We start from the raw sequence: 13,471 nt of genomic DNA, 5'->3' as shown, positions 1-13,471 counted from the left end.
ACCGGGGGGAAGCGCGGCGGGAAACCGTCGTGACCCGGCCGAAAACGCGGCGCGCGCGAGGGGGGGCTCCCGGGCTACAGCAGCGGCGTGAGCCAGCGGCGGAGGAGTTCCGTGTAGCGGTCCGGGGCGGTGTTCCAGAGGGTGGCGTGGTCGGCGCCGGGGAAGGGCTGGAGGCTGACCACGTCGCGGCGGGCCGCGGCCAGCTTCTCGACGGTGCCGAAGGGGGCGATCCGATCCTCCGGGCTGTGCAGGACGAGGGTGGGCACCCGCAGGTCGGTGCCCTCGGCGAGACGGGCGGAGTCCGCGAGGTCGACGCCGGTGCGGCCCTCGGCGGCGAGGGCGCCAAGCTCTGCGGCGACGCCCCGGAAACCGGCCCGGGCGGCGTCCCGGCGGGCGGAGGCCGGGAGGTCGAGCACGGGAGAGTCGAGGATCAGGCCCCGGACGGCGTGCGACCAGACGGAGCGGGCCGCGGTCTGCAGGACCATGGTCGCGCCGAGGGACCAGCCGTACAGGACCACCTTGCCCGCGCCGCTGTCGAGCGCCAGCCGTACCGCCGACTCGACGTCGCGCCACTCGGTCTCGCCGAAGTGGCTGAGCCCGTCCGGGGAGTCGGGGGCGCCCCGGTCGCCGCGGTAGGTGACGGCGAGGGCGGGCAGGCCGAGCCGGTCGAGCACGGGGAACACCGGGAGGGTCTGCTGGCGGTCGGCCCCGGGGCCGTGCACCAGGATCACCCAGGTGCCGCGCTTGCCGTGGAGCCGCCAGGCGGGCAGCGCGCCGAGCTCGCCGTCGGCGGCGGTGTCGGCGAAGGCCAGGCCGAGCGCCTCGGAGGGGTCGCCGAGGTGGACCCGGGGGGTGAAGCGGACCTCGGTCCCGGGGGCGAGGGTGCCCCGGTCGGCGCGGACCAGCCGGCGGGTGACGCCCCGTTCGTCGCCGTGCAGGACCTCCTCGACCACCGCGTGCCCGCCGTCCGCCCACTCGACCGCCCAGCGGCCGGGGCGCAGGCTCGCGGGGCCGCGGGTGAAGGTGACCCGGCCGGGGGCGAGGCCGCGGACCACCACCGGCGCCGACTCCTGGACGGCGGGCGCCGGACGGACCATCCGCTCGGAGGCCCGACGGCCGATCACCAGCACGGCGGCCCCGGCCGCGGTGGCCCCGACCGCGGCGGCCGCCACGACGGCGGCGGTTCCCCAACGCATATCGCTCCCCGCTCTGTTGCTCTCGGACCGGACGGTGTTCGAGCACCAGTTCACCTGCGCCCCGCCCGGACGGCCACCCGGACGGCCACCCCGATGGGCCGTCCGGGTCGCCCGGGCGGCGGGCGGGCGGCGGGCGGGCGGGCCCGAGGAGGGGACGGTCGGGAGGGCGACCGCCCGGGCCGGTGCCGCTGCCGGCGCCTGCCGGTGCCGGGCGATCCCACGGGGTGCCAGCGGGCCGGCGTGTGACCAACCCCTCCGTGACCTCGGTTGACTCCCGGTTCGGGCCCGTGATGGGATCCTGGGGCCAAACGGAGGCATGGAGAGGAAGCCGGTGGAAGTCCGGCGCGGTCCCGCCACTGTCACCGGGGAGCACGCTCGGAACATCGCCACGGCGGGCCGTCGACGGCCGCTGGAAGGCTCCGGGAGTGCGTTCGACCCGGAAGCCAGGAGACTCTCGCCCCCGTCACGTCGATCCAGGGCGCGGACCCTGAGTGAGGACACGCACGCGATGCAGGCTGCCCCGCCCGGCCGGACTCCGAGCTGCCTTCCGCCGTGCGGCCGATGACCCCGCCCACCGCCTCCCCCGCTCCGCGCCCGCTGACCCGCGCCGCCGCGTTCGCGCTCGGCGCCGCCGCGGGCTACGCCGCCGACACCCGCTTCGCCGACCCCCGCCGGGGCCACCCGGTGGCCGTCTTCGGCAGCGCCGCGATCCGGCTGGAGCGCAGGGTGTGGCGCGACGGCCGCGCCGCCGGGGCCGGGTACACGGCGCTGTGCGTGGGCGCGGTCGCGGCGGGCGCGCTCGCCCTGGACCGTACGGTGGGCCGGCGCCCGCTGGGCCGGGCCGCGCTGGCGGCGGCCGCGACCTGGACCGTGCTCGGCGGCACCTCGCTGACCCGGGAGGCGCGCACCATCGGCCGCTCGCTCGCCGCGGGCGACCTCGCGGCCGCCCGGGAGCGGCTGCCGCACCTGTGCGGGCGGGACCCGAGCGCGCTGGACGGGCAGCAGATCGCCCGGGCCGTGGTCGAGTCGGTGGCCGAGAACACCGCCGACGCCGTGGTGAACGCGCTGGCCTGGGGCACCCTGGCCGGCACCCCCGGACTGCTGGCCTTCCGCGCCGTGAACACCCTGGACGCCATGGTGGGCCACCGCTCGCCGCGCTACGCCCGGTTCGGCTGGGCCTCGGCCCGGCTGGACGACCTGGCGGGCTGGCCCGGCGCCCGGCTGACGGCACTGTTGACGGTGGCCGCCGCGCCCGAACCCCGGACCGCCTGGCGGATCTGGCGGCGCGACGGCTCCGCGCACCCGAGCCCGAACGCGGGCCAGGCCGAGGCGGCGTTCGCCGGCGCGGTGGGCGTGCGGCTGGGCGGGACGCTGCGGTACGGCGAGCAGGTGGAGGACCGGCCGGTGCTGGGCGCGGAGCTGCGCCCGGTCACGGTGGACGACATCGAACGGGCCTGCGCGCTCTCCCGGCGGGTGGGCGCACTGGCGCTGGGTACGACGGTCGCGGGGCACGTCCTGCTGCGGACGCTGATGAAGAAGAGGGGGCGGGCATGACGAACGCGCTGCTGGTCGCGGGGACGACCTCGGACGCGGGCAAGAGCGTGGTGACGGCCGGGATCTGCCGTTGGCTCGCCCGCCAGGGCGTGCGGGTCGCGCCGTTCAAGGCGCAGAACATGTCGCTCAACTCCTTCGTCACCGCCGACGGCGCCGAGATCGGCCGCGCCCAGGCGATGCAGGCGCAGGCCGCCCGGGTGGAGCCGGAGGCGGCGATGAACCCGGTGCTGCTCAAGCCCGGCGCGGACGGCCGCAGCCAGGTGGTGCTGCTCGGCCGGCCGGTGGCCGAGGTGGGCGCGCTGGACTACCGCGAGCGCAAGCCCGTCCTGCTGGAGCGCGCCCTGGAGTGCCTGGCCGACCTGCGCAGCCGCTACGACGTGGTGGTCTGCGAGGGCGCGGGCTCGCCGGCCGAGATCAACCTGCGCGACCGCGACATCGCCAACATGGGCCTGGCCACGGCCGCCGCCCTGCCGGTGGTGGTGGTCGGGGACATCGACCGCGGCGGGGTCTTCGCCGCGATGTACGGGACGCTGGCACTGCTGTCGGCGGAGGACCAGCGGCACGTGGCGGGCTGGTTCGTCAACAAGTTCCGCGGCGACTCGCGGCTGCTGGCGCCCGGGCTGGAGATGCTGCACGAGCTGACCGGACGTCCGGTGCTGGGCACCCTGCCGATGCTGCCCGGGCTCTGGCTGGACGCCGAGGACTCGCTGGACCTGTCCACCGTGGTCGACCGGACGGACGGGCCCGGACCGCTCGGCGCGGACGTGCTGCGGGTGGCCGTGGTGCGCTTCCCCCGGCTGTCCAACTTCACCGACCTGGACGCGCTCGCGCAGGAGCCGGGCGTGCTGGTCCGCTGGGCGACCAGGCCGGAGGAGCTGGCCGACGCCGACCTGGTGGTGCTGCCCGGCACCCGGGCCACCGTCGCGGACCTCGCCTGGCTGCGCGAGCGCGGCCTGGAGCCGGCCCTGAAGGCACGGGCGGCGGCCGGACTGCCGGTCCTCGGGGTCTGCGGCGGCTACCAGATGCTGGCGCACTCCATCGTGGACGAGGTCGAGTCGAAGGCGGGCGCCGTCGACGGGCTCGGCCTGCTGCCGACCCGGGTGCGGTTCGGCGCCGAGAAGGTGCTGGCGCGGCCGGTCGGCGAGGCGTACGGGCAGCGGGTCGAGGGCTACGAGATCCACCACGGGGTGGTGGCGGTCGAGGGCGGCACCCCGTTCCTGGACGGCTGCCGGGTGGGCGCGGTCCGGGGCACGACCTGGCACGGCGCGCTGGAGAACGACGGGTTCCGCCGTGAACTCCTGCGCGAGGTCGCCGAGTCGTCCGGCCGGGCGTTCGTCCCGGCGCCGGACACCTCCTTCGCCGCGGCGCGCGAGGCCCGGCTGGACCGGCTGGGCGACCTGATCGAGGAACACGCGGACACCGACGCGCTGTGGAAGCTGATCGAGGGCGGGGTGCCGGCGGCCGGATCGCTGCCGTTCCTGCCGCCCGGGGCCCCTGGGAGTGACGCATGACCGACGTCCGCTATCCGTTCACCGCGATCGTCGGCATGGCCGACCTGCGGCTCGGGCTACTGCTGAACGCGGTCTCCCCGGCCGTGGGCGGCGTGCTGGTGCGCGGCGAGAAGGGCACCGCGAAGTCGACCATGGTGCGCGCGCTGGCCGGCCTGCTGCCGTCCATCGCCACCGTGGACGGCTGCCGCTTCGCCTGCGACCCGGGCGCGCCCGACCCGCAGTGCCCGGACGGGCCGCACGTCTCCCCGTCCGCCTCCGAACGGCCCTCCCAGCTGGTCGAGTTGCCGGTCGGCGTGGCCGAGGACCGGATCGTCGGCTCGCTCGACCTGGAGCGGGCGCTGGCCGAGGGCGTCAAGGCCTACGAGCCCGGACTGCTCGCCAGGGCCCACCGCGGCGTGCTCTACATCGACGAGGTGAACCTGCTCCAGGACCACGTGGTGGACCTGCTGCTGGACGCCGCCGCGATGGGCCGCTCCTACGTCGAGCGCGAGGGCGTGTCGGTGCGGCACGCGGCCCGCTTCCTGCTGGTCGGCACCATGAACCCGGAGGAGGGCGAGCTGCGGCCGCAGCTGCTCGACCGGTTCGGCCTGACCGTCGAGATCGCCGCCACCCGGGACCCGGCCGAGCGCGCCGAGGTGGTCCGCCGACGGCTCGCGTACGACACCGACCCGGCCGGCTTCGCCGCGCGGTTCGCCGAGGAGGAGCGGGCGCTCGCCGAACGCATCACCGCGGCGCGGGAGTTGCTGCCCCAGGTCGAGCTGGCCGACGTGGCGCTGCGTCAGATCACGGCCGTCTGCGCCGCGTTCGAGGTGGACGGGCTGCGCGCGGACATCGTGATGGCCCGCACCGCCGTCGCGCTGGCCGCCTGGGACGGGCGCACCGAGGTGCTGGAGGAGGACGTCCGCAAGGCCGCCCGGCTGGCGCTGCCGCACCGGCGCCGCCGCAATCCCTTCGACGCGCCCGGGCTGGACGAGGAGCAGCTGGACCGGACGCTGGAGGAGCACGCGCAGCAGGACGACCCGGAGCCCGAGGGTGACGGGCCCGGTCCCGACGGCGGTCCGGAGGACGGCGGTCCGGACGGGGACGGTCCCGACGGCGGTGGCCCCGACGGCGGTGGCGCCCCCGAGCCGTCCGGCCCCGAAGGCGGTCTCGACGGCCGCGAGGGCCCGGACGGCCCGGAGGCCGCCGAGGAGCCCGCGCAGCCGCCCGTACCGGCCCAACAGCCCTCCCCCGCGCGGGAGTCGGCGCCGGTCGCGGCCGGGGACCCGTACCGGACCCGGCTGTTCACCGTCAAGGGCACCGGGCACGGCGCCCAGGGCCGCCGCTCCCCCGCCGAGACCACCGGCGGGCACACCATCCGCGCCCGCCGCCCGCAGGGCGTGCTCGGCCGGCTGCACCTGACCGCCACCCTCCAGGCCGCCGCGCCCCACCAGGCGGCGCGCGGGCGCACCGGGCGGGCCCTGGTCCTGAAGAAGGACGACTTCCGCGAACAGGTGCGCCAGGGACGGGAGTCCAACCTGGTGCTGTTCGTGGTGGACGCCTCCGGCTCGATGGCCGCCCGGCAGCGGATGACCGCCGTCAAGGGCGCGGTGCTGTCGCTGCTGATGGACGCCTACCAGCGCCGCGACAAGATCGGCATGATCACCTTCCGGGGCGCCGGCGCCGAGCTGGCGCTGCCGCCCACCTCCTCGGTGGAGGTCGGCGCGGCCCGGCTGGAGTCGCTGCCCACCGGCGGGCGGACCCCGCTGGCCGCCGGCCTGCTGCGCGCGCACGAGGTGCTCCGGGTGGAGCGGCTGCGCGACCCGAGCCGGCGCCCGCTGCTGGTCGTGGTGACCGACGGCCGGGCCACCGGCGGGCAGGACGCGCTCGCCCGGTCGCGCCGCGCGGCCGCGCTGTTCGCGGCGCAGGGCACCGCGAGCGTGGTGCTGGACTGCGAGTCCGGCCCGGTCCGCCTGGGCCTGGCCCGTACCCTGGCCGGGCTGCTCGGCGGCACCGCCGTCAGCCTGGACGAGCTGCGCGCCGAGGGCGTGGCCTCGCTCGTCCGCGAGAACCGCACCGGGAACCGTGGTGCCACTTCGACTGCTTCGATGCGAAAGGCGGCCTGAGCCGACATGCCCAAGGGTGTCCCCGAGAGCGTCCCCGAAGACGGCCTGACGACCCGCCAGCGCCGTACGCTGCCGATCACCGCCGTGCACACCGGCCCCGGCAAGGGCAAGTCCACGGCCGCGTTCGGCATGGCGCTGCGGGCCTGGAACCAGGGCTGGTCGGTCGGGGTGTTCCAGTTCGTGAAGTCCGCCAAGTGGAAGGTCGGCGAGGAGAACGCGCTGCGCGTGCTCGGCGCCTCCGGCGAGGGCGGCACCGTCGACTGGCACAAGATGGGCTCCGGCTGGTCCTGGATCCAGCGCTCCGCCGAGCAGGAGATGTCCAGCGAGGAGGCGGCCAAGGAGGGCTGGGAGCAGGTCAAGCGGGACCTCGCGGCCGAGACCTACCGCTTCTACGTGCTGGACGAGTTCACCTACCCGATGCACTGGGGGTGGATCGACCCGGAGGAGGTGGTGGCCGTGCTCGCGGACCGCCCGGGAAGCCAGCACGTCGTCATCACCGGCCGGTACGCCCCCGACGCGCTGACCGGCTTCGCCGACCTGGTCACCGAGATGACCAAGGTCAAGCACCCCATGGACGCCGGCCGCAAGGGCCAGCGCGGCATCGAGTGGTAGACCGTTGAGCAGCATCCCCCGCCTCGTCGTCGCCGCGCCCTCCTCGGGCGCCGGCAAGACCACCGTCGCCACCGGCCTGATCGCGGCGCTCGCCGCGCGCGGGCTGGCGGTGTCGCCGCACAAGGTCGGCCCCGACTACATCGACCCGGGCTACCACGCGCTCGCCGCCGGGCGCCCGGGCCGCAACCTGGACGCCTTCCTGTGCGGGCCCGAGCGGATCGCGCCGCTGTTCCTGCACGGCGCGGCCGGGGCGGACGTCGCGGTGGTCGAGGGGGTCATGGGCCTGTTCGACGGCGCCTCCGGGCGCGGGGAGCTGGCGTCCACGGCACACGTCTCCAAGCTGCTGCGGGCGCCGGTGGTGCTGGTGGTGGACGGCTCCTCGCAGTCCCGCTCGGTGGCCGCGCTGGTGCACGGCTTCGCCTCCTGGGACCCGCAGGTGCGGCTCGCCGGGGTGATCCTCAACCGGGTCGCCTCCGACCGGCACGAGCAACTGCTGCGCGAGGCCCTGGAGGAGGGCTCCGGCGTCCCGGTGCTGGGCGCGCTGCGCCGCTCCGCGGCGGTCGCCACTCCGTCGCGCCACCTCGGGCTGATCCCGGCGGTGGAGCGCTCGGCGGAGGCCCTCAAGGCGGTCGCCGACATGGGCGAACTGGTGGCCTCCTCGGTCGACCTGGACGCCGTGCTGGAACTCGCCCGGTCCGCCCCGGAGTTGGACGCCGAGCCGTGGGACCCGTCGGCCGAGGCCACCCCGGTGGCCGGCCGGCCGCGGATCGCGGTCGCGGGCGGCCCGGCCTTCTCCTTCTCGTACGCCGAGAACGCCGAACTGCTCGGCGCGGCGGGCGCGGAGGTGGTCCCGTTCGACCCGCTGCACGCCTCGGCACTGCCCGAGGGGGCGGCCGGCCTGGTCATCGGCGGCGGCTTCCCCGAGCTGTACGTGCGCGAGCTGAGCGGCAACGCCCCGCTGCGCGCCGCCATCGCCGGGTTCGCGGCCGCGGGCGGGCCGATCGCCGCCGAGTGCGCCGGACTGCTCTACCTGGGGCGGGAGTTGGACGGTCTGCCGATGTGCGGCGTGCTGCCCACCGACGCCCGGATGACCGAACGGCTCACCCTCGGCTACCGGGAGGCGGTCGCCCTGCACGACTCCCCGCTGGCCCCGGCCGGCACCAGGCTGCGCGGCCACGAGTTCCACCGCACGGTCTGCGAGCCCGGCGCGGGCGAACTCCCCGCCTGGGGCTGGCGCCTGCCGACCGGCCCCCGCACGGAGGGCTTCGCGGGCGGCAACGTGCACGCCTCGTACCTGCACCTGCACTGGGCGGGCGCACCGGCGCTGGCGTCCTCCTTCGCGGCCGCGGCGGCGGACTTCGCGGCGCGGGACCTCGCGGCGGGGCCGGGCGGGGCCGCGTAGTTCGGCGGCCGGGGCTCGGGGTCGGGGGCGCTGCGAGCCGGCGGTGGCCGCGCGGGTGACGGCCGCGCGGTAGACGGCCGCGCGGTAGACGGCCGGGCGGTAGGCGGCCGGGACGGGGGCGGCGGGCTACCGCCGGTCGAGCAGCGCGGCCAGGTAGCGCGCCACCTCGTCGCGCAGTTCCTCCGGCGCCGGGATGTTCCAGTGCCCGCTGCCCGCCGTCGCGTTGAACAGCACCCCGTCGCACCAGCGGATCAGACGGCGGGCGTCCGCCGTCGGTTCGGCCGAACCGCACTGCGCGAGCAGCGCCGCGGCGATGTCGGCGAAGCGCCCGCCCAAGCGGTCGTAGACCACCCGCAGTTCGGGCCGCCGGGTGGCCTCCAGGGCGAGTTCCAGCCGCGCCACGGTGAGCCGGCGGCCGCTGGTGAGCGCCCGGTGCAGCAGATCGGCGCCGACCCGGACCAGGAGGTCCCGCGCGGCGGCGGGGGTGGGCGGGGCCGCCGCGGGGGGCTCGGCGATGAGGTCCGGGTGGTCCTCGGTCTCCCGCTCGGCGATCCGGGTCAGCGCGAGTTCGAGCAGGGCGGCCCTGGTCCGGGCGAGGTTGGAGGTCGAGCCGGCGGGCAGGCCCGCCTCCTCGTCCACCGCGCGGTGGGTCAGCCCGCGCAGGCCGCGCTCGGCGATCAGGGCGATGGCGGCGTCGGCGATCAGGATCGGGCGCGGGGGTGTCATGGGTCCGATCATGGCCCTTCTCCTCGGGCGAGCCAATTCACTACAGCAGCAGTGCCCCGCGAACTACATCTGTAGTACGGTGCCGGCAGACGGACACTACGGATGTAGTGCGAGGAGAGGAGCCCACCCATGGGCAGCCCGCGGGACAGGCATCAGGCGATCGTCATCGGCGGCGGCATCGGCGGGCTCGCCGCCGCCCTCGCCCTCCACCGGCAGGGCTTCCCCGTGCGTGTCCACGAGCGCGCCGACTCCCTCGAACCCGTCGGCGCCGGGCTCGCCCTGGCCCCCAACGCCCTGCGCTCCCTCGACCGGCTCGGCGTCGGCGGGCGCCTGCGCGCCCTGGCCACCCCGCACCCCGCCATCGGCCTGCGCCACCCCTCCGGCCGCTGGCTCGCCCGTACCAGCACCTCGGCGTTCGAGGCCTGCTTCGGCGACACCATCGCCGCCGTGGCCCGCGCCGACGTCATCAACGCCCTGGTCGACGCGCTCCCGGCGGGCACCGTCCGCACCGGATCGCCCGCCACCCTCGTCGCCCCGGGCGACGCCACCGGGCCCGCCGTCGTCCGCACCGCCGACGGGGAGGAGAGCGCCGACCTGGTGGTCGCCGCCGACGGCATCCGCTCCGCGGCCCGCGGCCTGCTCTTCCCCGGGCATCCCGGCCCCCGCTACAGCGGCTTCACCACCTGGCGCACCATCGTCGCCCCCGACCGCCACCCGGCGGCCGTCGGCGAGGTGTGGGGCCGCGGGCGGCTCGCCGGGATCGTCCCGCTCGCCGACGGCCGGGTCTACCTCTACGGCGCCGCCCTCGCCCCGGCCGGCGAGCGCGCCGCCGACGGCGACGAGCGGGCCGAACTGCTGCGCCGGTACGGCGACTGGTGCGCCCCCGTGCCGCAACTGCTCGCCCTGGCCGAGCCCGAGCGCGTCCTGCGCCACGACGTCTGGGACCTCGCCGACCCGCTGCCCGCCCACCACCACGGGCGGGTCGCCCTGCTCGGCGACGCCGCCCACGCGATGTGCCCCTTCCTGGGCCAGGGCGCCTGCCAGGCCATCGAGGACGCCCTCGTCCTCGCCTCCATGCTCACCCCCGGCGCCGACCCGGCCGCCGCCCTGCCCGACTACACCGCCGCCCGGCTCCCCCGCACCACCGCCGTCGTCGCCGGCTCCCGCCGCATCGGCGACCTCGTCGCCCTCCGCTCCCCCGCCGCCACCGCCCTGCGCACCACCGCCCTCACCCTCGCCGGCCTCCTCCCCGCCCGCGCCCTGCTGAGCCGCTCCGCCCCGACGTACGACTGGCAGCCGCCGGCCCTGCGCGGAGCACGGTGAGCGGAGCACCCCACCGCCGAACGGGATCGACGCCGGGCACCGCTACCGAGGCCTGACCGGCACCCGGCCGGGCGCGACGACCGACCGCCGACGGGTGGCGACGGGGACGTCGTCGCCACGGCCAGGGCTCACGGCTCGACCACCTCGCCGTGATCGTCGCCGGGGAGGGGTGCGGTGAGCTCGGCCGTCAGGTCCGGGTCCGCGAGGACTCTGGCGGTGGCCCGCCACTCGGCTGTCACCCGGTGCAGACCGGCGTGCACGTCCAGCTCGACGACGTCACGCGTCGCGTCGACGAGGTCGACGACGAACTCGCGGACCTCCTCGGCCGACAGGTGATTGGTCCAGGGGAAGACGGCGGGAAGGGCCGGCAGCACGGCCCGCGCGCCCTCGTCGCTGCCGATCAGCGCGGCGAACAGACGCGCGGTGACGTCCGCCGTCTCCTCGCGCTGACGGTCGTGGCGCTCGGTGGTGAGGTACAGGTCCTCACCGTCCCGCCGCGTGACGCGCACGCGCCGGGCCCGCTCCACGGTGTCCGCGACACGCTTGGAGTTCTTCGACAGCTCGGAGAACGACACGGGGGGTCGGCATGGCCAGAAGGTAGTTCGGAACTTCTTCCGAGGTCAATGCCGATCGGGCCCCCGGCCCCGGGCGGTCCGCTCGCCCCGCGACGGGCCGCGCCGCCCGTCAGCGCAGCCGCAGGCGGAGGGCGCCCCCGGTGTCGAGGCCGAGACCGGCGGCCCAGGCCAGGGCGTCGGCCATCGGGGCCGCACGGTCCGCGAGGCGCACGGCGGCGAGGCCGGCCGGGATCCGGTCGGCCGCCGAGAGCCGCGCCCACTGCCGGCCGTCGAGCGCGAGGTAGCGCAGCTCGGGGAGGTCCGCCAGGACGGTCAGGTCGCGGACGGCGGCGCCGGAGAGGTCCAGGGCGCGCAGGTTCGGCACCGTCCGCAGCGCGGCGAGGTCGAGCGGCACCGCGTCACCGTCCGCGGGTGTCGCCAACTCCAGTGCCCGGAGCTCGCGGTGGCCCGCCAGCGGGGTCAGGTCGCCGCCCGCCAGGGTGACCCGCAGGGACTCCACGGGCAGCTCGCGCAGCGGCGTCAGGTCCGCCGTGACGGAGCGGTTGAGGTGCAGCCGCCGCAGCAGGGGCGCGGCGGCGAGGGGCGAGAGGTCGACCGACCCGGCCGCGTCGTTGACGTGCAGCGCCTGGAGCTGCGGCGGGACGGGATCCGGGACGGCGCCGATGACCTCCCGCCGGACGGACGCCCGGTCGGTGCCGGACGCCTCCTCCCGGAAGGCCTCGCCGGTCAGCCCGATCCAGTCCTCGTCGACCTCGTACGCGCCCGCCGCCAGCTGGTCCGAGTACCGGCGGAAGAGGGCCGTGACGGACTCGGCGACGTACTGCGGCCCCTCGTCGTGGTCGCGGCCGATCCGGATCACCTGGCCGGGCCGGCCGTCGCGGGCCGGAGCGAGGTCGACGGCGAGGTAGTTGCCGTCCCCGCCGGTGGCGAACGGCAGCCAGGCCGGGTGGGCGCCGCAGCGGCGCACCGTCTGGGGCGGGTCGGCGTCGAGGACCACCGCGTTCCAGCCCAGGCTCCAGCCGAACCAGTCGGGAGCGCTCACGCGCTCGTGGACGGCGGCCGCGCCGGCCAGCGACAGCCAGCCGTAGCCGCCGACGAGGTGGCCGTGCCGGCCGTCGACCCGGTCGCCGTCGGCGATCCGGTAGAGGGCCCGCAGATCGGCGGGCAGGGCGTGGCCGAGGCGGCGTTCGACGGCCTCGATCCCGGCGTCGGAGGCGGCCGGCGGCAGCTGGTCCGGACGGCCGAGGACGGCGGCGCGGCGCTCCAGGTACGTGCGGAAGTGCGCGACGGCGAGGGCCGGGTCGCCGGCCGGGGCGGCGGTACCGGGCTCCTGGTCCGCGCCGGGGACCGGCAGCCGGTAGTCGTCGTCCAGGACGGCGAGGAAGCCGTCGCCCGACGAGCGCAGGCTGTCGAGGGAGTCGTCGAACGCGGTCAGTTCGTGCTCCCCGGACGGGCGGCAGCGCAGCTCCAGCGACATCCGCTGCCAGCCGCGGGCCCGCCGGACGCCTTCGGACAGCTCGTACAGCTCCCCGAAGCGCGCCTGCACAGGTGTGCCGCGGCCGGCCGCGCCGGGCACGACGTGGTCACCGGAGTACGAGAGCCCGCCCGGCCCCGCCGAGACGGCGAGCACGGCCTCCGTCCAGCCCTCGGGCGCCGCGGCGGCGATGCCCTCGGCGATCCGCCGCGCCACGCCGGCCATCGGCTCCTCGACCTGCCCGGTGCCCTCGATCACTGCCCCGCCCCCTCGTGCTCCGTGGTGCGGGACAGCATGGCAGGGGCCGCCGACAGCCGCCCGGGGCGGGGTGCCGCACCCCGCCCCGGAGGCGCCCGGCACCGGGTTCGACCGGGTTCAGAGGAGCGGCTCGGTGTCCCCGTGCGCGATGAGGAGCTTGCGCAGCAGGGCGTCCAGCCGGGTGCGCTCCTCCGCATCGAGGGCCGAGAGGATGCGCTCCTCGTTCCGGACGTGGCCGGCCAGGGCGCCGTCGATCAGGTCCTTGCCGGCCGGGGTGAGGCGGACCAGGACGGCGCGGCGGTCGGTCGGGCAGGGGTTGCGCTCGACCAGGCCCTTGGCGGACAGCCGGTCGACCCGGTTGGTGATGGCGCCGGAGGTGACCATCGCGGACTTGAGCAGCGCGCGGGCGTTGAGCTCGTACGGCTCGCCGGAGCGGCGCAGGGTGGCCAGCACGTCGAACTCGGAGGAGTCCAGGCCGCATTCGGTGAAGTACTCGCGCAGGGCGTTGTCGACCCGGGCGTTGAGCCGTCGCAGCCGCCCGATCAGGGCCATCGGCCCGGCGTCCAGGTCGGGGCGGGCCCGGGCCCACTGCTCGACGATGTCGTCCACGGTGTCGCGCTGCTGCTGCATGTCCGTCGCCCTCCCGGAGCCGTCTGTCCGAAGTCGTCCGTCCGTCTGCCCTACACAGATATCTTAACATTCACATACTTGACGTTCGCCGATCCTGGGCGTAGA

The 13,471-nt window shown here is 76.7% G+C and carries 11 protein-coding genes and 1 riboswitch; of the genes, 6 read left to right on the top strand and 5 right to left on the bottom strand.

The window, feature by feature from the left end; all coding sequences use genetic code 11:
• Positions 1 to 74: 74 nt before the first annotated feature.
• Positions 75 to 1,196, bottom strand: coding sequence for an alpha/beta hydrolase family protein (locus tag ACZ5GH_RS26120; protein ID WP_464335380.1), 1,122 nt, complete (start codon positions 1,194 to 1,196; stop codon positions 75 to 77).
• Between the two features lie 321 nt (positions 1,197 to 1,517).
• A riboswitch (cobalamin riboswitch) is annotated at positions 1,518 to 1,650 on the top strand.
• Positions 1,651 to 1,757: 107 nt separating this feature from the next.
• On the opposite strand from ACZ5GH_RS26120, the gene ACZ5GH_RS26115 reads away from it, so the two are divergent.
• The 5 genes from ACZ5GH_RS26115 to ACZ5GH_RS26095 are packed head-to-tail and all read left to right on the top strand — an operon-like array spanning position 1,758 to position 8,380.
• Complete coding sequence (locus tag ACZ5GH_RS26115) at positions 1,758 to 2,750, top strand: cobalamin biosynthesis protein (protein ID WP_387758428.1); 993 nt, start codon at positions 1,758 to 1,760, stop codon at positions 2,748 to 2,750.
• Positions 2,747 to 4,261: a cobyric acid synthase gene (locus tag ACZ5GH_RS26110; RefSeq protein ID WP_387758426.1), complete on the top strand. Its 1,515-nt coding sequence runs from the start codon at positions 2,747 to 2,749 to the stop codon at positions 4,259 to 4,261. The genes ACZ5GH_RS26115 and ACZ5GH_RS26110 overlap by 4 nt, the downstream gene beginning before the upstream one ends.
• Complete coding sequence (locus tag ACZ5GH_RS26105) at positions 4,258 to 6,366, top strand: putative cobaltochelatase (RefSeq protein WP_464335379.1); 2,109 nt, start codon at positions 4,258 to 4,260, stop codon at positions 6,364 to 6,366. Before ACZ5GH_RS26110 ends, ACZ5GH_RS26105 begins: the two co-directional genes overlap by 4 nt.
• Positions 6,367 to 6,372: 6 nt before the next feature.
• The gene (cobO, locus tag ACZ5GH_RS26100) at positions 6,373 to 6,978 is read left to right on the top strand and encodes a cob(I)yrinic acid a,c-diamide adenosyltransferase (protein WP_387758422.1); all 606 of its coding nucleotides are present in this window, start codon (positions 6,373 to 6,375) and stop codon (positions 6,976 to 6,978) included.
• Between the two features lie 4 nt (positions 6,979 to 6,982).
• Entirely contained in the window at positions 6,983 to 8,380 is a 1,398-nt protein-coding gene (locus tag ACZ5GH_RS26095; protein WP_387758420.1) for a cobyrinate a,c-diamide synthase, read from the top strand.
• Positions 8,381 to 8,506: 126 nt separating this feature from the next.
• Here ACZ5GH_RS26095 and ACZ5GH_RS26090 read toward each other — a convergent pair whose 3' ends face one another.
• On the bottom strand, positions 8,507 to 9,118 hold the full coding sequence (locus tag ACZ5GH_RS26090) for a TetR/AcrR family transcriptional regulator (RefSeq protein WP_464335378.1): 612 nt from the start codon (positions 9,116 to 9,118) through the stop codon (positions 8,507 to 8,509).
• Between the two features lie 117 nt (positions 9,119 to 9,235).
• Between ACZ5GH_RS26090 and ACZ5GH_RS26085 the strand changes: the two genes are divergently transcribed.
• Positions 9,236 to 10,429, top strand: a complete 1,194-nt coding sequence (locus ACZ5GH_RS26085) for an FAD-dependent monooxygenase (RefSeq protein ID WP_387758417.1) — start codon at positions 9,236 to 9,238, stop codon at positions 10,427 to 10,429.
• Positions 10,430 to 10,557: 128 nt separating this feature from the next.
• On the opposite strand, the gene ACZ5GH_RS26080 is transcribed toward ACZ5GH_RS26085, so the two are convergent.
• The 3 genes from ACZ5GH_RS26080 to ACZ5GH_RS26070 form a co-directional block, all read right to left on the bottom strand.
• Positions 10,558 to 11,004: a prevent-host-death family protein gene (locus ACZ5GH_RS26080; protein ID WP_387758416.1), complete on the bottom strand. Its 447-nt coding sequence runs from the start codon at positions 11,002 to 11,004 to the stop codon at positions 10,558 to 10,560.
• Between the two features lie 109 nt (positions 11,005 to 11,113).
• Positions 11,114 to 12,736, bottom strand: a complete 1,623-nt coding sequence (locus ACZ5GH_RS26075; RefSeq protein ID WP_464335377.1) for an SMI1/KNR4 family protein — start codon at positions 12,734 to 12,736, stop codon at positions 11,114 to 11,116.
• A 117-nt stretch (positions 12,737 to 12,853) separates the two neighbouring features.
• Entirely contained in the window at positions 12,854 to 13,366 is a 513-nt protein-coding gene (locus tag ACZ5GH_RS26070) for a MarR family winged helix-turn-helix transcriptional regulator (protein ID WP_387758412.1), read from the bottom strand.
• Between the last annotated feature and the right edge of the window lie 105 nt (positions 13,367 to 13,471).

This window comes from Kitasatospora sp. Xyl93 (genome assembly GCF_055383135.1).
This window is presented reverse-complemented; position numbering and strand designations above follow the sequence as displayed.